Source organism: Streptomyces sp. NBC_01016, from assembly GCF_026341035.1.
Taxonomy (GTDB): Bacteria; Actinomycetota; Actinomycetes; order Streptomycetales; family Streptomycetaceae; genus Streptomyces.
Genome location: NZ_JAPEOQ010000002.1, coordinates 1,794,865 through 1,815,777, shown reverse-complemented (window position 1 = coordinate 1,815,777; position 20,913 = coordinate 1,794,865). Strand labels below are relative to the sequence as shown.

The 20,913-nt window shown below is 71.3% G+C and carries 22 protein-coding genes; 9 read left to right on the top strand and 13 right to left on the bottom strand.

Annotated features, from left to right (window positions below; genetic code table 11):
• Nucleotides 1-180: 180 nt before the first annotated feature.
• From OG746_RS34985 to OG746_RS34970, 4 genes are all read right to left on the bottom strand, one after another.
• On the bottom strand, nt 181-948 hold the full coding sequence (locus OG746_RS34985) for an SDR family oxidoreductase (RefSeq protein ID WP_266722089.1): 768 nt from the start codon (nt 946-948) through the stop codon (nt 181-183).
• 17 nt (nt 949-965) lie between these two features.
• The gene (fabG, locus tag OG746_RS34980; protein ID WP_266722087.1) at nt 966-1,727 is read right to left on the bottom strand and encodes a 3-oxoacyl-ACP reductase FabG; all 762 of its coding nucleotides are present in this window, start codon (nt 1,725-1,727) and stop codon (nt 966-968) included.
• Between the two features lie 157 nt (nt 1,728-1,884).
• Nucleotides 1,885-2,313, bottom strand: coding sequence for a DUF3037 domain-containing protein (locus OG746_RS34975; protein WP_266722085.1), 429 nt, complete (start codon nt 2,311-2,313; stop codon nt 1,885-1,887).
• On the bottom strand, nt 2,310-3,119 hold the full coding sequence (locus OG746_RS34970) for a HipA family kinase (protein ID WP_266722083.1): 810 nt from the start codon (nt 3,117-3,119) through the stop codon (nt 2,310-2,312). The genes OG746_RS34975 and OG746_RS34970 overlap by 4 nt, the downstream gene beginning before the upstream one ends.
• 126 nt (nt 3,120-3,245) lie before the next feature.
• Between OG746_RS34970 and OG746_RS34965 the strand changes: the two genes are divergently transcribed.
• Complete coding sequence (locus tag OG746_RS34965; protein ID WP_266722081.1) at nt 3,246-3,704, top strand: Rieske (2Fe-2S) protein; 459 nt, start codon at nt 3,246-3,248, stop codon at nt 3,702-3,704.
• Nucleotides 3,705-3,718: 14 nt separating this feature from the next.
• Here OG746_RS34965 and OG746_RS34960 read toward each other — a convergent pair whose 3' ends face one another.
• Nucleotides 3,719-4,489, bottom strand: coding sequence for a cysteine hydrolase family protein (locus tag OG746_RS34960; RefSeq protein ID WP_524540514.1), 771 nt, complete (start codon nt 4,487-4,489; stop codon nt 3,719-3,721).
• A gap of 76 nt (nt 4,490-4,565) precedes the next feature.
• Here OG746_RS34960 and OG746_RS34955 point away from each other — a divergent pair, with 76 nt between their 5' ends.
• Nucleotides 4,566-5,045 carry a pyridoxamine 5'-phosphate oxidase family protein gene (locus OG746_RS34955; RefSeq protein ID WP_266722077.1) on the top strand — a complete coding sequence of 160 codons (480 nt, stop codon included), beginning with the start codon at nt 4,566-4,568 and terminating at the stop codon, nt 5,043-5,045.
• 58 nt (nt 5,046-5,103) lie between these two features.
• Here the strand turns inward: OG746_RS34955 and OG746_RS34950 are convergent, their stop codons facing one another.
• Nucleotides 5,104-6,021: a LysR family transcriptional regulator gene (locus OG746_RS34950; RefSeq protein ID WP_266722075.1), complete on the bottom strand. Its 918-nt coding sequence runs from the start codon at nt 6,019-6,021 to the stop codon at nt 5,104-5,106.
• Nucleotides 6,022-6,096: 75 nt separating this feature from the next.
• On the opposite strand from OG746_RS34950, the gene OG746_RS34945 reads away from it, so the two are divergent.
• Nucleotides 6,097-7,041, top strand: a complete 945-nt coding sequence (locus OG746_RS34945; RefSeq protein ID WP_266722073.1) for a DMT family transporter — start codon at nt 6,097-6,099, stop codon at nt 7,039-7,041.
• A gap of 232 nt (nt 7,042-7,273) precedes the next feature.
• Here the strand turns inward: OG746_RS34945 and OG746_RS34940 are convergent, their stop codons facing one another.
• Nucleotides 7,274-8,605: an aminotransferase class I/II-fold pyridoxal phosphate-dependent enzyme gene (locus tag OG746_RS34940; RefSeq protein WP_266722071.1), complete on the bottom strand. Its 1,332-nt coding sequence runs from the start codon at nt 8,603-8,605 to the stop codon at nt 7,274-7,276.
• A 37-nt stretch (nt 8,606-8,642) separates the two neighbouring features.
• On the opposite strand from OG746_RS34940, the gene OG746_RS34935 reads away from it, so the two are divergent.
• Both OG746_RS34935 and OG746_RS34930 read left to right on the top strand, forming a co-directional pair.
• Nucleotides 8,643-9,332, top strand: coding sequence for a pyridoxamine 5'-phosphate oxidase family protein (locus tag OG746_RS34935; RefSeq protein WP_266722069.1), 690 nt, complete (start codon nt 8,643-8,645; stop codon nt 9,330-9,332).
• The gene (locus OG746_RS34930) at nt 9,332-9,982 is read left to right on the top strand and encodes an FMN-binding negative transcriptional regulator (protein ID WP_266722067.1); all 651 of its coding nucleotides are present in this window, start codon (nt 9,332-9,334) and stop codon (nt 9,980-9,982) included. The genes OG746_RS34935 and OG746_RS34930 overlap by 1 nt, the downstream gene beginning before the upstream one ends.
• Nucleotides 9,983-10,028: 46 nt before the next feature.
• On the opposite strand, the gene OG746_RS34925 is transcribed toward OG746_RS34930, so the two are convergent.
• From OG746_RS34925 to OG746_RS34915, 3 genes are all read right to left on the bottom strand, one after another.
• Nucleotides 10,029-10,934, bottom strand: coding sequence for an EamA family transporter (locus OG746_RS34925; protein ID WP_524540546.1), 906 nt, complete (start codon nt 10,932-10,934; stop codon nt 10,029-10,031).
• Nucleotides 10,935-11,340: 406 nt separating this feature from the next.
• Nucleotides 11,341-12,312 (bottom strand): EamA family transporter, encoded by a 972-nt coding sequence (locus OG746_RS34920; protein WP_266725624.1) that lies wholly within the window; start codon nt 12,310-12,312, stop codon nt 11,341-11,343.
• Between the two features lie 224 nt (nt 12,313-12,536).
• Nucleotides 12,537-13,046 (bottom strand): Clp protease N-terminal domain-containing protein, encoded by a 510-nt coding sequence (locus tag OG746_RS34915; protein ID WP_266722063.1) that lies wholly within the window; start codon nt 13,044-13,046, stop codon nt 12,537-12,539.
• Nucleotides 13,047-13,303: 257 nt separating this feature from the next.
• On the opposite strand from OG746_RS34915, the gene OG746_RS34910 reads away from it, so the two are divergent.
• Nucleotides 13,304-13,732: a type II toxin-antitoxin system Rv0910 family toxin gene (locus tag OG746_RS34910; RefSeq protein WP_266722061.1), complete on the top strand. Its 429-nt coding sequence runs from the start codon at nt 13,304-13,306 to the stop codon at nt 13,730-13,732.
• Between the two features lie 113 nt (nt 13,733-13,845).
• On the opposite strand, the gene OG746_RS34905 is transcribed toward OG746_RS34910, so the two are convergent.
• Entirely contained in the window at nt 13,846-14,457 is a 612-nt protein-coding gene (locus OG746_RS34905) for a PadR family transcriptional regulator (RefSeq protein ID WP_266722059.1), read from the bottom strand.
• A 221-nt stretch (nt 14,458-14,678) separates the two neighbouring features.
• On the opposite strand from OG746_RS34905, the gene OG746_RS34900 reads away from it, so the two are divergent.
• On the top strand, nt 14,679-15,488 hold the full coding sequence (locus tag OG746_RS34900; RefSeq protein WP_266722057.1) for a PhzF family protein: 810 nt from the start codon (nt 14,679-14,681) through the stop codon (nt 15,486-15,488).
• A 6-nt stretch (nt 15,489-15,494) separates the two neighbouring features.
• Here OG746_RS34900 and OG746_RS34895 read toward each other — a convergent pair whose 3' ends face one another.
• Complete coding sequence (locus OG746_RS34895; protein ID WP_266722055.1) at nt 15,495-16,295, bottom strand: CPBP family intramembrane glutamic endopeptidase; 801 nt, start codon at nt 16,293-16,295, stop codon at nt 15,495-15,497.
• A gap of 190 nt (nt 16,296-16,485) precedes the next feature.
• On the opposite strand from OG746_RS34895, the gene OG746_RS34890 reads away from it, so the two are divergent.
• Nucleotides 16,486-18,249: a substrate-binding and VWA domain-containing protein gene (locus OG746_RS34890; protein ID WP_266722053.1), complete on the top strand. Its 1,764-nt coding sequence runs from the start codon at nt 16,486-16,488 to the stop codon at nt 18,247-18,249.
• A gap of 14 nt (nt 18,250-18,263) precedes the next feature.
• Here the strand turns inward: OG746_RS34890 and OG746_RS34885 are convergent, their stop codons facing one another.
• The gene (locus tag OG746_RS34885) at nt 18,264-19,784 is read right to left on the bottom strand and encodes a glutamate-cysteine ligase family protein (RefSeq protein WP_266722051.1); all 1,521 of its coding nucleotides are present in this window, start codon (nt 19,782-19,784) and stop codon (nt 18,264-18,266) included.
• Nucleotides 19,785-20,319: 535 nt separating this feature from the next.
• Here OG746_RS34885 and OG746_RS34880 point away from each other — a divergent pair.
• Nucleotides 20,320-20,910: a hypothetical protein gene (locus tag OG746_RS34880; RefSeq protein ID WP_266722049.1), complete on the top strand. Its 591-nt coding sequence runs from the start codon at nt 20,320-20,322 to the stop codon at nt 20,908-20,910.
• Nucleotides 20,911-20,913: the final 3 nt, after the last annotated feature.

Below are 20,913 nucleotides of genomic sequence, written 5' to 3'. Positions count from 1 at the left end.
CAGGGAAACGGTTGAACACGCGCTCGCTCCTCGATCAGCCATGCCAGGTCGGCAGACAATATCGCAGCGCCCCGCCGGTTCAACTGGTTGAAACGACGGGGCACTTCACGAGCGGAACCCTTTGTGGAACGTTGTCGGCCAACGCCCGGAATCTGCCCTTGGGGCCGTCGGCCCAGGGGCCTATTCGACGCCGGCGTTGAGGAACTTGCCGCCGTCCACGACGAGGTTCTGTCCGGTGATCCAGCCGGACTGCTCGGAGGTGAGGAACGCGGCGGCGCCCCCGATGTCCTCCGGCACACCGAGCCGGCCCATCGGGTACGTGGCCGCGACCTCGGCCTCCCGGCCCTCGTACAAGGCGGTCGCGAACTTCGTCTTCACGACCGCCGGGGCGATCGAGTTGACCCGCACCACCGGCGCGAACTCGTGCGCCAGCTGGAGCGTCAGGTTGACCATGGCGGCCTTGCTGATGCCGTACGCGCCGATGAACGGCGAGGCGGAGATGCCCGCCACGGACGCGATGTTGACGATCGCGCCGCCGTTCTCCTTCTGCCACGCCTTCCACGTCTGCTGCGCGAAGCCGAGCGCGGAGACGACGTTGGTCTCGAAGACCTTGCGCGCCACGTTCAGGTCGAGCTCGGCGATCGGGCCGAACACCGGGTTCGTACCGGCGTTGTTGACGAGGAAGTCGACGCGGCCGAACGCCTCCATGGTGCGCTCGACGGCGGCGGCCTGGTGCGCCTCGTCGTGCGCCTTGCCCGCTACGTAGATCGCGCGGTCGGAGCCGAGCTGCTCGACGGCCTCCTTGAGGGCGTCCTCGCCGCGTCCCGTGATGCAGACGCGGTCGCCGCGCGCGATGAGGGCCTCGGCGACGCCGTAGCCGATGCCGCGGCTCGCGCCCGTGATGAGCGCGACCTTGCCGGAGAGCTCCGGAAGTTCGGAAGTCGTCATGTCCGTATCCCCCGGCCTCAGTTGAGCGGGCCGCCGGCCACGTACATGACCTGGCCCGAGACGAAGCCGGCCTGCTCGCCGGTGAAGAAGGCGATGGCGTTGGCGATGTCCTCCGGGCGGCCCACGCGCTGCACCGGGATCTGGGTCGCGGCCGCGGCCTGGAAGTCCTCGAAGCCCATGCCGACGCGCTCGGCGGTGGCCTTGGTCATCTCGGTGACGATGAAGCCCGGGGCGACGGAGTTGGCGGTGACGCCGAACTTGCCGAGCTCCTTGGCGAGGGTCTTCGTGAAGCCCTGCAGACCGGCCTTGGCGGCGGAGTAGTTGACCTGGCCGCGGTTGCCGAGCGCCGAGGACGACGACAGGTTCACGATGCGGCCGAACTTGGCGTCCACCATGTGCTTCTGGACGTACTTCGACATCAGGAACGCGCCGCGCAGGTGCACGTTCATGACCGTGTCCCAGTCGTTCGCGCTCATCTTGAACAGCAGGTTGTCGCGCAGCACGCCCGCGTTGTTCACGAGGATCGTGGGGGCGCCGAGCTCCTCGGCGATGCGCGCGATCGCGGCCTCGACCTGCGCCTCGTCGGAGACGTCGCAGCCGACGGCAAGGGCCTTGCCACCGGCGGCGGTGATCGCCTCGACGGTGTCCTTGCAGGCGGCCTCGTCGAGGTCGATCACGGCGACGGCGCGGCCCTCTTCGGCCAGACGGATCGCGGTGGCGGCGCCGATGCCGCGCGCGGCTCCCGTGACGATCGCTACGCGCTGCTCAGTGGTGGACATGCTCTTCGGTCTCCTCGCCCTAGAGGTGCGGCCGCTGCGCCCGATGCGGGTGAGCAACCGCTTAGTACCCTGTGCGTGCGACGCTAGAAGCCCTGGCACCCGGTGTCAACGTGCCCACCAGGTGCCGCTGATCACTAGATGGCCCCGACCTGGGCGTTCAGCGCACCAGCAGACCCAGCAGACGCTCCGCCTCGGCGGCCGGATCCGCGGTCAGTCCGGTGTGCACGGGGCCGGGCTGCACCACGGTCGAGCGCGGCGCGACGAGCCAGCGATAGCGCCGCCCGGCGTCGTCCGCGGCCGCCTGGCCCGCGTCGTCTCCCCCGCGGCAGTGCCGCTCGACCGCATGCAGCACGGCGCGCACCCCGGTCACGTCGGCCTCGGGGTCGAGCGCGAGCAGCCGCTTCTCGTCGAGGTGGGTGAGGGCCGTGACGAAGGACTTGGCGCGGCAGTACACGACGACACCGGCGTTGATCTGCTCCCCGCGTTCGATGCTCGGCACGACGCGCAGCAGGGCGTACTCGAAGACATGCCGTTCGGTGACACGGCGTTCGGTGACATGGGGCTCGGTGACATGGCGTTCGGTCATCGGGCCGCTCCTTCGGTCACCCAGCCGGGAGTTCCGGCGGGCCGGGCGCCGCCTGCGGGCAGCGTGACGCGTTCGTGAATCGTGGCGGCACGCGCGCGTAGCGTCTCTACGTAAGCGCGCCGCACCGCGTCCGGGGTGTCGAATCCGGGCTCGTCCGCGAGCCACACGTCGGGCACGTCGGCGGCGGCCTCGGCGATCAGCTCCTCCGTGACGAGCGGCGTGAGCTCGGCCGCGGCCGCCGAGACCTCGGGCCCGAAGGGGGCAAGGGCGTGGTCGCTCGCGTCGTACGGCTTGTCCGCCCACGCGTGCGCGCCGCGCCAGTTGTGGTGCCAGATCATGCTGGCGCCGTGGTCGATGAGCCACAGCTCGCCGCCCTGGACCAGCATGTTGGGGTTGCGCCAGGACCGGTCGACGTTGTTGATCAGCGCGTCGAACCAGACGATCCGGCCCGCCTGAACCGGATCGACGACGTACGCGAGGGGGTCGAAGCCGAGCGCCCGCGGCAGAAACCGCATGCCGAGGTTGGTGCCGCCGCTCCCCTTCAGCAGCTCCTGCACCTCCTGGTCGGGCTCGCCGAGGCCGATCACCGGGTCCAGGTCGATCGTGACGAGCTCCGGCACGCGAAAGCCGAGCGCGCGCGCCAACCGGCCGCAGACGACCTCGGCGACGAGCGTCTTGCGGCCCTGTCCCGCGCCGGTGAACTTCATGACGTACGGGACGAGGTCGTCGCCCTCGACGAGACCGGGCAGCGATCCGCCTTCCCTCAATGGGGTGACATAGCGGGTCGCGGTGACTTCGGTGAGCATGCGCCCAGGTTATGAGATCAGGAGGGCGTTGAACGTCCAGGGATCACCGTACGTACCTCAGGGAAACCCCCACGGGATCCAGCACGTCCCCTCGACCCGACCCACCGATGAAGGGACCTTCACCTCATGACCGCTTCGCAGGAGCCCGCCCCCACGAGCCACGTCCCGTCGCGCCGCACCGTCGTCACGGCGGTCGGCGCCGTGGGGATCGCCGCGGCGCTGAGCGCGTGCGGCAGCTCGGACGAGGACACGTCACAGCCCGCGGGCAACGCGTCGTCGGGCGGCGGCGAGAAGAAAGGCAGCGCGATCGCCAAGACCTCGGACATCCCGGAGGGCGGTGGAAAAATCCTCGCGGACGCCGGGGTGGTCGTGACGCAGCCCGCGGCGGGCGAGTTCAAGGCGTTCACCAACATCTGTACGCACTCGGGCTGCAAGGTGAACAAGGTGGCCGACGGCACCATCGACTGCCCGTGCCACGGCAGCAAGTTCTCCATCAAGGACGGCAGCGTGGCGCATTCTCCGGCCACGCAGCCCCTGGAGGAGAGGAAGCTCAAGGTCAGCGGCGACTCGATCGAGCTCGCGTAGCGCGGCCTGGTGCGTTAACGGCGCTTCCACGCGTCGAGCACGTCCGGCGTCGCCGTCACGGTGGCGATCAGGGCGAGCGTGTTGTCGATCATCGCGGGGGTGTAGTCGGCGGGCACCCCCGCGATGGCATCCCGGGGCACGACAACTGTGTAGCCGAGGTTCACGGCGTCGAACACGGCGTTCGGGATGGCCACGTTGGCGGAGACCCCGGTGACGACGAGCGTGCGGCAGCCGAGATTGCGCAGCAGTGGATCCACGTCGGTGCCGGAGATGGGTGAGAGCCCGTGCAGTCGGCGTACGACGAGGTCCTCGTCCGCGACCTCGACGGGCGGGGCGACGCGGACGGCGTCGGTGCCCGAGAGCTGTTTCACGGGAAGGCGTTCGGTCGCGCGGAAGAGCCGGGCGTTGCGGCTGGCCCCGCGGCCGTCCGGGCGCCGCTCCGCGACGGCGTGCAGGACCTGGACCCCGCTCTCGTGGGCGGCGGCCACCAGTCGCGCCACGTTGTCGAGGGCCCCCGACGACCGTGCCTCTTCGGCGAGTTCGGGCAGTGCGCTGTCGGCGCCGACGACGCCCTGCTGGCACTCGACGGTCAGCAAGACCGTGCTCGCCGGGGCGAGCAGCTCGGCCAATTTCTCGCGCTTCTCGCGCTTCTCGTGCTTCTCGTGCTTCTCGTGCGACGGCACGACCGCCCCCTGCCTGTCGGCTCTTCGCCTGTCGGGATTTCGGCTGCTTCTCCGGGCTGCTGGAGGGTAGCCACCATTGCGTGCACAGGGAAGAGGTCGCATGCTGCGTTCCTGATACCACGTCAGGCGAGTCGGATGCCCGCCCGATACACGTCGGATGCCGGACAAGGGAGCCCCTATGACCACCACCACCCAGCGCCGCGGCCGGAAGATCATGATGTCGACCGAGGAGCGCGACGCGTTCCTCACCGAGCAGCGCACCTGCCGGGTCGCCACGGTGGCCGCGGACGGCACGCCGCACGTCAGCCCGCTCTGGTTCGTCTGGGACGGCACGTCGCTGTGGATCTACTCGCTGTCCCGCAGCCGCCGCTGGGCCGACCTGCGGGCCGACAGCCGGGTGGCGGTGGTGGTCGACGCGGGCGAGCAGTACGGGGAGCTGCGCGGCGTCGAGCTGTCCGGGCGCATCGAGTTCGTCGGCGAGACCCCGCGCACCGGCGAGGAGCGCCCCGAACTCGACGCGGTCGAGCGGCTGTTCGCGCACAAGAACTTCGGGATGACCGAGATGGTCCACGACGGCCGGCACGCGTGGGCGCGACTCACTCCGGACAAGATCGCGTCATGGGACTTCCGGAAGCTGGCCGACCCGGGCCAACGCTGACGTCACCCGTCACCCGTCACCCGTCACCCGTCACCCGTCACCCACCACCCATCGGCCATCACCCGTCGGCCAGCTGCCCAAGATCCGCCCCCACCTTCTGAAGCGCCCGCACCGCCGCGCGGATCGAGGGCCGACGGTCCGCGTCCGCACGCCACACCACGTACACATGACGCCGCACCTTCTGCCGCACCGGCACCGTCACCACGCCCTCGGGCATCGGGTCGCGGCCGAGCAACGGCGCGACGCACACACCCAACCCGGCCGCGACCAGGCCGAGTTGGGTGTGTGTCTCGGCGGCGCGGTGGCCGACCTGCGGCTCGACTCCCTTGGCGCGCAGCGTGAACATCAGCCACTCGTGGCAGAACTCGCCCTGCCCCCAGGTGATCCACTCGTCGTCCGCGAAGTCCTCCAGGCCGACCTCTTCGCGCCCCGCCAGCGGATGACCGGCCGGCATGGCGACATCGGCCGGATCGTCGAGGATGCTCGCCTTGACCAGGCCTTCCGGCATGGGCATCGGCTTGTTGTACCAGTCCAGCACGACGGCGAGATCGAGATCCCCGCGAATCACCTCGGCCACCGCGGCCTCGGGCTCCAACTCCTGGGACCGTACGCGCAGTTGCGGATGCTCGGCACGCAGCGCGGCGAGCGCGCCGGGGAACAGTCCGCGGGCGGCGGTCGGGAACGCGGACAGCCGCAGCTCCCCCACGACCTGCCCGCGCTGCGCCTCCAGGTCGGACTGCGCCAGCTCGACCTGCGAGAGGATGCGCGCCGCGTGCTCCGCGAGCAGCCGGCCCGCGTCGGTGAGCCGCACGCCGCGCCCCTGTTTGGCAAGCAGTTGCTGTCCCGCCTCGCGCTCCAGCTTGGCCATCTGCTGCGAGACGGCGGACGTGGTGACATGCAGCCCCTCGGCCGCGCCGCTCACCGATCCGTGCCGGGCCAGGGCGTCCAGGGCCCGTAGGCGCTCCAGGTTCAACATGTAAGTGATGCTAATCGGTACCCGGAAATTAATCTCGCTTGTGCTACGAAGACGCGGGGAGCCACTCTGGACTCCATGAGCACGACGACCGCTTCCCGAGCCACTGCGGCTCCGCCCACCGCCACCCCGCGCCCCGCCCTCGACTGGCGCATCCGCTTCGGCGTACTCGCCCTCATCTGGGGCTTCAGCTTCCTGCTCATCAAGGTGGGCACGGAGGGCTTCGCCCCGTTCCAGGTCACGCTCGGGCGCCTGCTGTTCGGCGCGGCGGTCGTGCTCGTGGCCATGATCGTGAAGCGTCAGCGGCTGCCCCGCGGCGCTCGCACCTGGGGGCACCTGGCGGTCGCGGCGCTCTTCCTGAACGCGCTGCCGTTCTCGCTCTTCGCGTTCGCCGAGGAGACGATCCCGTCGACGCTCGCCGGGATCTGCAACGCGACGTCTCCGCTGTGGGGCATGGCGCTCTCGCTGGTCGCGCTCTCCGAGGACCGGCCCACGCGGCGCCGGGTCGCGGGACTCGGCATCGGCTTCCTCGGCGTGCTGACCGTCCTCGGCGTGTGGCAGGGCTTCCACGGCCTGGACTTGGCGGGCACGGCGATGGCCCTGCTGGCCTCGCTCTGCTACCCGATCGGCTGGATCTACGTCCGCCGCACACTCGCGAACACGGGCGAGTCGAACGTGTCGATGATCGGGGCGCAGCTGCTGCTCGCCACCGCCCAACTGGCGCTCGTCACCCCGCTGTTCACGTCCTGGCCGACCCACTTCGCGATGGGCCCACTGCTCGCGATCGCCGCGCTGGGCGCGCTCGGCACGGGCGTGGCGTTCCTCATCCAGTACGGCCTTGTGTCCGAGGTCGGCCCGACGACCGCACAGATGGTCACGTACTTCGTCCCGGTCATCGCGACAGCGGCCGGCGTCGCGGTCCTCGGCGAGTCCCTCTCCTGGTCAACCCCGATCGGCGCGGCAATCGTCCTGGCAGGCGCGGCACTTACGCAGTCGCGACGACGGGGCGTCAGCCGGCCCTGAACCCTGGCACTGCGCACCCGCCACGGCTCCCCACTCGCTGCGGTCGACCGCACGCGCCTTGGGCAATCTGCCGCCTTGGGCGGCAGGGTGGGCAAGGCGGCACCCCGGTGCAGCGCACCCATCACCACGGGCGCCCGCCCCGGCACAGCCCAAGAACCGGCGCCGCGCAACGGAACCCCACAAGCCCCGCCCCGACGCGGCACCGAACCCGCGGCACGCCGCACCCCACCCCTCACGCGTAATGCCTCCGCGGAGCGGGCCGCACCGCAGCCACCACCGCGTCCGCCACAACCCCGATCTCCTCGAGCCTCAGCCGGGACACGGTGATCCGCACCCCCGGCGCCGCCTCCATCCGGAACCTCGCCCCCGGCGCGACCGCCCACCCGGCGTGCAGCAACCGCGCCACCGCCCCGGTCTCGTCCGGCACCGGCACCCACACGTTCATCCCGCTGCGCCCGTGCGCAACGACTCCCCGCTCGGCCAGCGCGGCGACCAGCGCGTCGCGCCGCTTCCCGTACGAGGCCGCGACGGTCCCCGCGTCCACCGCCCCGGCCTCCCACAGCCCGGCCACGGCCCGCTGCGTGATGCGACTGACCCAACCGGGCCCGAGCCGCTGCCTCCCCCGCACCCGGTCGACCGTGCCGGCGTCCCCCGTGAGCACGGCGAGCCGCAGGTCGGGCCCGTACGCCTTGGCCACGGAACGTACGAACGCCCACTGCCGCGTGGCCCCGGCGAGCGGGTGCAGCGGCAGATCGACGATGCCGTGGCCATGATCGTCCTCGATCAGCAGGACCTCCGGGTGCGCGCCCAGGATCTCCCGCAACACCTTCGCCCGGCCCGACCCCACCGCCGCGCCGGTCGGATTCTGCGCCCGGTCCGTCACCACGATCGCCCGGGCCCCCGCGTCCAGCGCCCGCTCCACGTCGTCCGGCAGCGGCCCCTCGTCGTCCACCCCGACCGGCACCGTCCGCAGCCCGAGCGCGGGCACGAGGTCGAGCATGCTGCCCCAGCCGGGGTCCTCCACGGCGACCGCGTCCCCCTGCTTGAGGTGCACGGCGAGCACCCGCTCGATGGCGTCGAGCGAACCGGACGTCACGGTGACGGGCCCGTCCGGCACCCCGTCCGCGTCGAGATCGGCCCGCGCGCGGCGCACGAGGCCCGGCTCCAGGGAGTCGTCCCCGTACAGCACAGGATCCTTGTCGGCGACGCCCGCGGCCGCCGCGAACGCCTCGACCAGCGAGGGCAGCAGCGCGGTGTCGGGATTGCCGTCCGACACGTTCCGCACTCCCTCCGGCACGTCCACGCGGATGGCCTCGCGCGCGGTGATGACCGGCTTCGGACGCACCCGGCTGCCGCGCCGCCCGGCCGTCTCGATGACCCCGCGCTCACGCAGCGACCGGTACGCGGCCGCGACCGTATTCGGATTCACCCCGAGCCGCTCCGCCAACTCCCGCATGGGCGGAAGCAGTTGACCCGGCTCCAGGTCCCCCGCGATCACCGCACGCTCGACACTCGCACAGATCTCTGCTGCGCGACGCCCACTGATCAGATACTCTCCTAGCACAAAGAACAGTATGTACTAGTGCAATGGAGTTCGCAACATGAGTGTCACCCAGGACGTGAACCAGGAACAGTCGGCCGCCTCCTACACGCGCACGGACCGCACGACCCCGACCCGCGCCAAGGAGCGCGCGGCGTACGACCACGACCTGGTGCACTCGATACTCGACGAGACCTACCTCTGCCACCTCGGCTTCGTCCGCGACGACGCCCCCGTGGTGCTGCCCACGCTGTACGCCCGCGTCGGCGATCGGCTCTACGTGCACGGCTCCACCGGCTCGCGCCCGCTGCGCATGGCGGGCCAGCAGGACCCGGGCCTGCCGGTCTGCGTGACCGTGACGCACGTGGACGGCCTGGTGCTCGCCCGCTCCGCCTTCCACCACTCCATCAACTACCGCTCCGTGGTGGTGCACGGCACGGCGCACCAGGTCACGGACGCCGAGGAGAAGCGGCTCGCCCTGGACGCGCTCGTCGACCACGTGGTGGCGGGCCGCGCCGCCGACTCCCGGGCCGCGAACGCCAAGGAGCTCGCCGCGACGGCCGTGCTCCGCATCGATCTCTCCGAGGTCTCGGCGAAGGTCCGCGAGGGCGGCCCGAACGACGAGCCCGAGGACATGGACCTGCCGCACTGGGCCGGCGTGGTCCCGGTACAGCGCGGCTACGGGGAGTTGCTCCCTTCGGACGACCTCGCCGACGGCATCGACGTTCCCCCGTACCTCAAGGGGCTGTGATGCTGATCCACCCCTGGGACGCGGCGCGCGACACGGCCGAGTGGCAGCAGTGGCTCGCCGCCCACGACTTCGGCCAGCTCGCAATCAACGGCCTCGACGGCGAACCGCCTTTCGTACAACCCATGCACTTCGCGTACGACCCTCAGGGCCCGGGCGAGTTCGGCGAGGTCGTCGCCCACCTCGCCCGCCCCAACCCCCTGTGGTCCGCGCTCGACGCCAACCCGGAGGTGCTGCTGAGCGTCGTCGACGACTACGCGTTCGTGCCGGGCCCCTGGCAGGCACCGCCGGACGTCCCACCGGAGCACGGCACGCCGACCAGCTTCTACGCCGCCGTCCAACTCCGCTGCACCGCGCGCGTGGTGGACGACGCGGAGGAGAAGGCGGAGCTCCTGAACCGGCAGGTCGGCCACTTCCAGCCACCCGGCCAATCGGTGCCGGTGGCCGCGGGCGCGGCCCCGTACGGCCGGATGCTGCCCGGCATCCGGGGCCTGCTGCTCGAAGTGACCGACGTGCGCGCCAAGTTCAAGTACGCGGAGCACAAGCCCGAGGAGGTCCAGGACAGGATCGCGGCGGGCCTCGCCGGACGCGGCGACCCGCGCGACGCCGCCGCCCTCGCCACGCAGCGACGACGGCGTCACGAACTCGCCTAGCGGGTCATCCGGTTGAATGCGACCGGGCCTCGACCCGCGCAGGAGATCAGCCCGTCGACCGGGCCTCCGCCGCGGCGAGGCCCGTCACCGCCGCCAGCATCAGGGCGGTGCCCGCGACAGTCGCCCCAGTCAGCTCCTCACCGAGCAGCGTGACCGCGATGACGGCGGCGCCGACGGGTTCGAGCAGCATGATCACGGAGACGGTGGCGGAGCGCACGGCCGCCGCGCCGGCGAAGTACAGGGCGTACGCGAGCGCGGTCGGCACCGAGGTGATGTACACCAACAGGCCGATGACGGCGAGGTGGTGGCCGGTGTGCGGCACCAGGCCCTCGGCCGCGCCGAGCGGCAGCAGCGCGAGCGAGGCGACCGCGAACGTACCCACGGTCGTGCCGAGCCCGTTCCCTCCCCCGCCGTGCCGCCCGAACCACCGGGTGAGCAGCGTCATCACGGCGTACCCGGCCGCGGACAGCAGCGCCCACACCACCCCGAGCGGGCGCACCGTCGCCTCACCACCGCCGAGGACGAGGACGGCGAGCCCGCCGAGCGCCCCGGCCACGGACAGCAGCCCGCCCACGCCGAGCCGCTCCCCGAGCAGCACGCGCGCGCCGACCGCGATGAGCACGGGCCCCGCGCCGAGCGCGACCACGGTGCCGACGGCGAGCCCGGTCACCTGCACCGCGGCGAAGTAGGCGGTCTGGAACACGGCGAGCGAAAGACCGAGCACGCCGAGCCGGACGGCCTTGCGCCCCCTCGTCTCGTACGACACCGGGGCGGGCGTACGCCGCAGCGCCCGCACGGCGACGAGCAGCAGGAGCCCACCGACGCAGCGCCAGAACGACAGGGCACCAGGACCCACGTCACTGGCCCGGAACACCAGCGAGGCGGCAGCGCCCGCGGTGCCCCAGGCGACACCGGCGACGACCAGATACACCAGGCCGCGGGAAACCGGCAGTTGACGTAGGGCCCCAGAAGCAGGGCCAGAGGAGGAATCGGAAGCCGAGCCAGATCCGGACACAAGGCCGGCTACAGAATCAGCAGGCGCGACCGCGCCCGCTTTGAAGACATGCGAGACATGCGACACGTGACACTCCACGGAGAGCGGCCCTCCGGAGACACCGGGGGCCAGGAACACGGACCGTCGTGAGCGGACGGCCGTGTCCCTCCGGGAAGCGCCGCCCGCGGCAGGGCCAAGCACGGCGCCGGGGATCACTCAGGCAGCACGGTTTCGACCGGCACCCTCAGGTGACGGCCCCACAGTGGCGAGATCCCCGGTCGACCGGGCCCGGCCACGACGGCCGGGCAGCCCTCAGACGGCCGGGGGCGGAAGGACGAGTGCATGTGCGTGCATGCCCGGCACCCTAGACAGCCTCACCAGAGCGCGACAACACGTTTTCCGGTGCGTCGTCAGCGTCGCCGGACGGGCCGCGCGGCGTCGCGACCGACTTCGACGACTGTGCGATGAGCGCCCCGACCAGGACCATCGCCCCTCCGAACAGCTGCGGCCCCGACAGGTGCTCCCCGAGCATCACCCAGGCGAGGACGGTCGCCACGACCGCCTCCAGGCAGGCCACGACCCCGGCCACCTGCGGCGACAGGAGACGCACCGACACCACACCGGTGAGGTACGCGACGACCGTGGCGAGCAGCACGATCCAGCACAGCAGCAGCCACGCGGGCACGGACGTACCGTCCATGGAGGCACTGCCCGCGAGCACCGACCAGTCCATGCCCCAGGGGCGGGCGACGACCGTGAGCAGCACGGCACCGATGAGCAGCCCGTACGCGATCACACCGAACGGGTCGGGCACCTCGGCCCCGGACTCGGCCGCGTCGCCGCCGTGGTCGGACAGCACGAAGTAGCCGACCTGGCAGCAGGCCGCGCAGAGCGCGAGCAGCAGGCCGAGCGCGTCGAAGCCGAGCCCCGACCACACCTCGACGACACAGGCGAGACCGGCCACGGCGATCACGACGCCGAGCGCGGCGGCGCGCGTCACGGGCTTGCGCTGCACGAAGCGGACCCAGCCGAGTACGAGCGCGGGCGCCAAGTACTCGATGAGCAGGGCGACGCCGACGGGGATGCGGGAGATCGCGGCGAAGTAGCAGGCCTGCACGCCCGCCACGGCGAGCAGTCCGAAGCCGACCAGCAGCGCGGGCCTGCGCAGCACGAGCGCGCGGTGCCGCCAGGCGACCGGCAGCATGACCAGGGCGCCGCCCGCGACACGCAGCCACACCACATGGAGCGGGTCGAGCCCCGCCTCGATCAGCGGTTTCGCCGCCACCCCGGAACCGCCGAACGCGAGCGCGGAGAGGAGGGCGAGGCCCAGTCCCATGCCGCGCCCGCGGGTTGCCTGCTTCCCCGAAGACCCCAATGACTCGTGCACCGGCACATCATGGCAGGGCGCGTCAGGACCGTCACCCCCATTGACCCCTGTCTCACGGGATGGACGCCGGCCCCCTTGGTCGCCTTACGCGGGAGGTCAGTTGAACCGCAGGGACCCGGCGCCTCACACACGGCTCACTTGAACCGCAGCACCCCGGCACCTCAGGCGCCGCGTCAGTTGAGCTGCTGCCGCAGCCGCTCCACATCGACGCCCGCCCGGCCGAGCACCTCGACCGCCCGGCACTCCACATCCGCCGCGAGCGCGGCGAGCACGTCGACGCCGCGCGCCCGCTCGTCCCCGCGCGACGCGGCCCGCTCCACACCCGCCTCCATCGCGGCGGCCGCGACGGGCGACCAGCCGGGGGCGGAGGGTACGAGGGGCACGGCACCGGAGTCCTCCACGGAGCCCTGCCAGCGCAGCCCGTACCCGATGCTTCGCTGCACGAGATAACCGAGCAGCCGCGCCACCTGCGCGCCTTCCGGGAACACGGCGCGTACGTCGGGATCCGTCTCGAGAAGGGAGTGCAGCAGGTGCGCGGTGTCGATCTGCCGGTCCCCGTCCCGGACCGCGCGCCGTCGAGCGCCCGCGACGACCGCCGCGAGTTCGTCGCTGAGCTGGGCGTCTACGGGTTCGTCACTGGTGGGGCCGAGCGCATCGGCGTCGGACGGGGTTGAGCTATGCACACTCCCCACCCCATCAGCGCGGGCCCCTCGGAACATCCACGGTGAGGAGCATTCTCATGTCCGACACAAGTTGGGCACTGATCAAGAACATCTCCTCCTTACGGATGAGATCGAGCCACGCGTCCCCGAGGGGACCGGAATACGCCACCCCGGAACTGACGGGTCATCAGTATTGAATGTTCGAGGCCACACGGCTACTTTCCGCGACGACGCGACACCGAAGCCCGTCATGGCTCACGACTCAAAGGGGTGGCCACATGGCCGAAGTCAGCGCGGAAGCACGCATGGAAGCGCCCACGGAGAAGGTCTGGGCGCAGCTCACCGACTTCTCTTCGTACGGGAAGTGGAACGCCACCCACACCGACTTCCCGAAGGGCGGCCCCACCTCACTCGAAGTGGGCGGCCAGTTCGAGGAGAACATGAAGCTGATGGGCTTCCCGGCCGAGGTCAACTGGACCATCGAGGAACTGGAGGACGGCCGCGCCTTCGCCATCAGGGGCAAGGGCCCGATGGGCGTGAACCTCTTCATGCACTACTCACTCACCCCGGACGGCGACGCGACGACGGCCCGCATCAAGGGCGAGTTCACGGGTGCGGCGGTCTCGCTGATGGCGGGCAAGCTCAAGGACTCGGCGACGGCCGCGCTCGACGAGTCACTGCGCAAGCTGAACGGGCTCGTGACCTGAGCTCGTGACCTGACCCTTCGTACGTACTACGTACGTACGCGAAGAGGCGCCCCGCACCTTTCGTACGGGACGCCTCTTCCGCGCTCTGTGGCCTGTCCGGGCCCGCACGGGACTCAGTCCTCGTCGGCGAGGATCAGGTACAGCTTCTTGCGCGCGTCGGTGATGACGGAGAGCGCCTTCTCGCGCTGCTCCTTGCTGCCGGTCTTCCAGACCTGGCCGAACGCCTCCATCAGGCCGAAACCGGCCTGCCGGATCTCGTTCATGGCCTCCCAGTCGACGCCGCGACCGGCCTCCTCCCAAGGAGCTTCGGGCCCCTCTTCGGCGGCGGTACGGCCGTCGTCGGTGAGCGAGAAGAGCTTCTTGCCGCCCTCGCTCGCGCTGGCGATCAGACCCTCGTCCTCGAGCAGCTGCAGCGTCGGGTAGACCGAGCCGGGGCTCGGCTTCCACGCGCCGCCGCTGCGCTCGGCGATCTCCTGGATCATCTCGTAGCCGTGCATCGGGCGGTCCTTCAGCAGGGCCAGGATCGAGGCGCGCACGTCACCGCGCCGCGCCCGTCCGCGAGGCCCGCCACCGCGGCCGCCGCGCCCCCAGGGGCCGGGACCGCCGGGGCCGCCGAAGCCGGGCCCGAAAGGCCCGAACGCCGCACGCCGACCCTCGAAGCCGCCGCGCTCGAATCCACCCCTGCCGGGGTGGCCATGTCCGTGTTCGTGTCCGTGGTTACGCATGGGAATCAGTCCTTTCACAACTGATCGCGGATTTCGTTGACCGCGATCGTCAACCGATCGCGATGCCTCAACGATATATCGGGACTGTTCGGATGGCAAGCCCCGGATGGCAAGCCCCGGACGGCAAGCCCGATGGCAAGCCCGACGGCTCCCGGAAAACAGGCCAGCCGCCCCGGATTGGCCTTGGGCCGTTGTCAGTGGGGGCAACTACCGTCTCTGACATGCGTATTCGTATCGTCGATGCCTTCACCGACCGGCCCTTCGGCGGCAACCCCGCCGGCGTCCTGCTCCTGGACGCCTTCCCCGACGACACCTGGCTGCAGAACGTCGCCCTTGAGGTCAACCATGCCGAGACCGCCTTCGCACACCCGCTGCCGGAGGGCGGCGACGCCGACTGGGCGCTGCGCTGGTTCACGCCCACCACCGAGGTCGACATGTGCGGGCACACGACCCTGGCCACCGCCCACGTACTGCACTCCACCGGGGTGACGCGCGGCCCCGTGCGGTTCGCGACCCGCAGCGGCGTGCTCGTGGCGACGCCCGGCGAGGACGGTTCGCTCACGCTCGACTTCCCGACGGCGCCGCTCACCGAGGAGCCCGCCCCCGCGGGGCTCGCCGAGGCCCTCGGCGCCGAGCCGCTCTCCGTGCACGACACGGGCCCGTCCGTCGGCGACCTGGTCGTGGAGCTCGCCGACGAGAAGACCGTGCGGGCGCTCACCCCCGACCACAAGGCGCTCGTGGGCCTCTCCCGGCGCGGCGTCATCGCCACCGCCCGCGCCGAGGACCCCTCCCGGGGCTACGACTTCGTGTCGCGCTGCTTCTTCCCGGGCGCCGGCATCGACGAGGACCCGGTGACCGGGAGCGCGCACACGGCGCTCACCCCGTTCTGGGCGGCACGGCTGGGCCGTGAGGAGCTGACCGGACTGCAGGCCTCCGCCCGCAGCGGTCTCGTACGCGTCGCTCTGCGCGGCGAGCGCACACTCCTGACCGGCCGCGCGGTCACGACCATCGAGGGCGAACTGCACGCATGACCCGGGCTACGCGGTGGGCAGCCAGCCCACCTTGCCCGCCAGCACCGCGTATCCGACGAACGCACCGATGTCCAACAGGGAATGGGCCACCACCAGTGGCCCGACCCGCCCCCACCGCCGGTACAGGAAGGCGAAGACGACGCCCATCGCGAGGTTCCCGAAGAACCCGCCGATGCCCTGGTACAGGTGGTACGAGCCGCGCAGCACGGACGACGCGACGAGGGCCGTCCCCGGCGTCCACCCCAACTGCCCGAGCCTGCGCAGCAGATACCCGACGACGATGACCTCCTCCAGTACGGCGTTCTGCACCGCCGAGAGGATCAGCACGGGGTACTTCCACCACACGTCGGGCAGCGCCTCCGGCACCACCGTGAGGTTGAAGCCGAGGCCGCGTGCGGCGAGGTAGAAGGCGATCCCCGTGCTGCCGATGACGGCGGCGACCGCGGCACCCCGGCCCGCGTCGAACCACGGGCGCTTCCGGTCGAAGCCGATCGTGCGCATTCCCTCGCCCTCCCTGAGCAGGAAGTGCGCGACGAGCGCGACCGGCACGAGGGCGCTCGCGATGCCGAACAGCTGCCAGGCCAGGTCGAGCCACGGTCGGCCGGGCGCCGCCGAGGCGTTCAGGGTCGCCGCCTGGTCCTTGAGGCCGCCGGGTTTCGTGACAGAGCCGACGAAGCTGATGAGCGCGGACACACCGCTCGCACCGAGCGAAAGCCCCAGAACGAGCAGCGTTTCATCCCGCAAGAAGCGCCGTGAGAGCCGCCCTTCGGGAGAAGAACCGGGCGTCGGTTCCGCCTCCACCTGCACACCTGCCTCCAGTTGATGAATCCCGCCGCATCCGTCACAGCGCCCCGCTAGGGTCTCGAATGCAGGTACGAAGATCGCGTGCGACAGGCCGAGGGGGCCGGGGCGACGCAATTCGGCGCACCGCTCCCCTCCACTGCTCCACCGCTTATACCGCAACTGCCTTTGTGGCTCAGGGAGGGGCTCCACCGCCATGGGACGTCACAGCAGCATGCCCGACGAGTACGGGGCGGCCGCCGCCGCACCCCGTCCCCGCTCGCGCGGGCGCACCGTGGCCATCGCGACCGCCCTCGTCGTCGTGGCCGCAGCAGGCACGGCCACGGTGTTCCGCCCCGAGCTGCTCGGCCTCGGCAGCGGATGCGAGGACGAGGTCCATCTCGATGTCGTCGCCTCCCCCGACATGGCCCCGGCGCTGCGGGAAGCGGCGGAGCACGCCCGCCGCGAGAAACTCACCTCCGACGGCAACTGCCTCGACATCGCCGTCACCGCGCGCGAGGCGTACAAGGTCGCCGACACCCTGCGCGCGGGGAAGGGCGCCGCGGACTACCAGGTCTGGGTGCCGGACTCGGACGTCTGGGTGCAGCGCGTCACCACGGGCACGGGGGACACAAAGGTCACGCCGGCCGGCAACGTCGCCTCTTCACCGGTCGGCGTGGGCATGGTTCCCACGGCCGCGAAGTCCTTCGGCTGGCCGCGAAAGACGTACACCTGGGCCCAGTTGACGGGCACCGCCATGCAGGACGACAAGCTGCGCCTGGGCGCCGCCGACCCCGCCCGCAGCGCCAGCGGACTGCTGGCGCTCACGAAGCTGGCGTCCGCGTCCGCGAAGGGGGACGGCACACAGGCCGCCGCCATGGCCAAGAGCCTCTCGCAGCGCACGTCCGACAGCGACGCGCAGCTCATGGACACGGTGCCGCGCGACGACTCCGGCACCGAGCAGGGCAACCCGCGGCGCAACGAGGCGCTGATCCTGTCCGAGCAGGCCGCGTACGCGCACAACAAGGAGGCGGGTGACGCGGGTTCGGTCGATCTCTTCTATCCGAAGGACGGCTCGCCCGCCCTCGACTACCCGTTCTCGCTGGTCGGCGAGGACAGGCTGAGCACCGACGAGAGCCGGGCGGCCGTCCGCTTCATGACGCTGCTCGGCGCGCCCGAGGGCCGCTCGATCCTGGAGCGGCACGGCTTCCGCACGGACAGCGACCGCTCCCCCGCGACGGTCGTCTCACGGGCCGGTGGCCGCTCCCCGCAGCCGTACGCGCGCGTGGCGGCGAAGGCGCCCACCGAGGAGCAGCTCGAGGAGACCCTCGGCATGTGGACGATCACGGTGCAGAGCGCCCGGATCACGACGGTCGTGGACGCGTCGGCCTCGATGGGGAACATCGTGCCCAGCCGCGGCGAGTCCCGCATGGAGGTGACGAAGGCGTCGATGCTGGCGGCCCTCTCCACGTTCACGCCGGAGGACGAGATCGGCCTGTGGGAGTTCGCCACGTTCCTCGACGGCGACCGCGACTACAAGAAGCTCGTGCCGACCGAGCGCCTCGGCGACCGCGTCGGCTCCGGCACCCGGCGCGACCGCCTGTCGGCCGCGTTCACCTCGCTGCAGCCGGTGCCCGGCGGGGCGACGGGCCTGTACGACACGACGCTCGCGGCCTACAAGGAGGCCACGTCCTCGTACAAGAGCGGCAGGTTCAACGCCGTCGTGGTGGTCACGGACGGCGTGAATGAGGACCCGGGGTCGATCTCCCGCGAGAGCCTCATCAAGAAGCTCGGGAACCTCACCGACCGCGACCACCCCGTCCCGCTGATCGCCATCGCCGTGGGGCCCGACACCGACAAGCGGGAGGTCGAGCAGATCGCCGAGGCGACGGGCGGATCGGGACACCAGGTCAGCGACCCGGCGGACATCCAGAAAGTCATCCTGAAGGCGATCATCGAAGCGGGCGCCACAGGCAACTGAGCCGGCCGGGCCCTTCAGCCCAGCGGAACCGCCGGCTCCGGCAGCCCGACGGGCCAGCTGTGCACCGGCTCGCCCCGGTGCATCAGCTCGCAGTACCGGCGCGTGGTCGCCGCGAGCGCCGCGTCCCGCGCCAGACCGCTCTCCAGGGCCCGGTGATACGTCGCCGACTGCCACGCCGCGCCGTTCATCCGCAGCCGGCACCGCTCCTCGATCACCCCCAGGTACAGATCCCGGTCGGCCGGCGCCACGCCCCACGCGTCGAGCCCGGCCGCAGCGAGCGGCAGCAGCTCGTCCCGTACGAGGTTCACGGCCGGCACCCGCTCCGTGCCGCCGAACCGGCCCCTGCGCGGCCACTCCAGGCGCGCGTCGATGCCGTACCGGCAGGCGGTGTCGAAGTTGCGGGCGGCCGCGGCGAAGGGGAGCCGCGACCACACCGGCCGGGACTCCTCGGCCAGGGCGCGGACGAGGCCGTAGTAGAACGCGGTGTTGGCGATGACGTCCGTGACGGTGGGGCCCGCGGGCAGCACCCGGTTCTCGACGCGCAGGTGCGGCACGCCGTCCGCGATGCCGTACACGGGGCGGTTCCAGCGGTACACCGTGCCGTTGTGCAGGACGAGTTCGGCGAGGCGCGGGATGTCGCCCTTGGCGATCACGTCGAGCGGCTGCTCGTCGTCGAGGATCGGCAGCAGCGGCGGGAAGTACTTCAGGTTCTCCTCGAAAAGGTCGTACGCGGAATCTATCCAGCGCTCCCCGAACCAGGTGCGCGGCCGCACGCCCTGCGCCGCGAGCTCCGGCGGCCGGGTGTCGGTGGACTGCTGGAACAGCGGCGGCCGGGACTCGCGCCACAGCTCGCGGCCGAACAGGAAGGGCGAGTTGGCGCCGAGGGCTGTCTGTACGGCGGCCACCGCCTGCGCCGCGTTCCACACATCGGCGAAGCGCCCCGGCGTCACCTGGAGGTGCAACTGCACGGACGTGCACGCGGCTTCGGGCGCTATCGAGGAGGACGTGCAGGTCAGCCGCTCGACACCGGCGATGTCGAGCGCGAAGTCCTCGCCCCGCGCGGCCACGATGCGGTCGTTGAGCAGGGTGTAGCGGGCGACGTCCGACAGGTTCGCCGAGACCAGGTCGTCCGCGCTCAGCGTCGGCAGAATGCCGATCATCACGATGCCCGCGTCGACCTCGTTCGCCTTCCGGTGCGCATATCCGAGCCCCGTGCGCAGTTCCTCGGCGAGCTGGTCGAGAACGCGGCCGCCGAGCCGGTGCGGGGCAATGTTCACTTCGAGATTGAACATCGCGAGTTCGGTCTGGAAATCGCGGCTCGCGATGCGCTCCAGAACTTCCGCATTCATCATTCTCGGCAGCCCGTCGGGCCCCGCGAGATTCAGCTCGATCTCCAGCCCCATGAGATTCTTCGGACGATCGAAGCGCTTCTCTCCCAGCAGTCGCCCGAACCCCTCCAGGCACTCCTTGAGCTTCTCCCGATAGCGCCGCGGATCGGCCAGACCGACCGTCCCCGCATCGACCTTCTCCCCCATGGAAGCGTCCCTCCTCGCACGGGCGACCCGTTGATGCTCCGTCACGGCCGCGTGTCACGGTGGATGATGCCCCGGCAATGTGATCCGTAACGCCCCGCGCTCATCCACGGAGCAGTACGCTCAAGGCGGTTACCCGCGGGCACATTCCTTAGGCATGCGGCCGTCCACAGATTCCGTGACTTGCGGCCCTGGTGAAAAACGCCGACAAGAACACGCCGACCGCTCGGCCGAAGGACGCCGAGGTCACGCACGGCGGCCCCACCGGAAATGGGGAGGATACCCACAAAACCCCATGGGAACCGCGCCCGAATAGCACCTTGCGAAATCCGGGCGGCGTGCTAGGCGAAACACCGTGTGAACACGCATCGTATAAACTCCGCTGGCGAGACAGAGAGTTGGCGCCCGCGGCCCGGATTCGGACCGGACCCCCGCCCCCTCTGCCCCGTGTACCCCTGTGCATCCGCAGCAGACAGCGCCGTCCGCTCGTCCGCACCGCCCTCGCATCACATGCCTGTCGAATGAGAGGCGACCCACCATGCCGCTGCACGTCCCACCGGCTCCCGCGCCCGCCCTGCGCAGCGTTCTCACGGCCCTCGGTTCCCCCACCGCCGTCCGCGAGGCACGCACCCCGTCCCTGCGCGCCGCACAGGGACCCGCCACACCCGAACTCCCGCTGCCCCTCCATGTGTTGGACCACATCAACGGAACCACCGGGCCATCCAGGGCCCGCCTGACCGGCTGGCGCTTCCTGATCCGCTGCGGGGAGCGCGCGGTGGCAGCGGCCGACACCATGCTCACACCGGACGGCTGGGCCTTCTCGCACTTCTTCGAGGGCCCCTACATCAGGTCCACCGAACGGGCCCTTCGCCAGGCGGAGTCGCTGCCCCAGGCCTACCAGCCGCGGCTGCTCTCGGTGCCCGAGCTCTACATGCTCACGCTGTGGCTGCACGGCGAGCGCACCGCCGACCCGGCGAGCGGCCAACCCGCGGCCGACGACATCCTCGTCCCGCTGGCACCCGCTCCGCCCGGCATCGCCCCGCACCAGCCGCACCGGGTGGCGGAGCTCCTGCCGGTCCTCACGCACCGCCTGACGCCGACCCCGGCAACCGCCGGCCTGCTCGCCTGACCG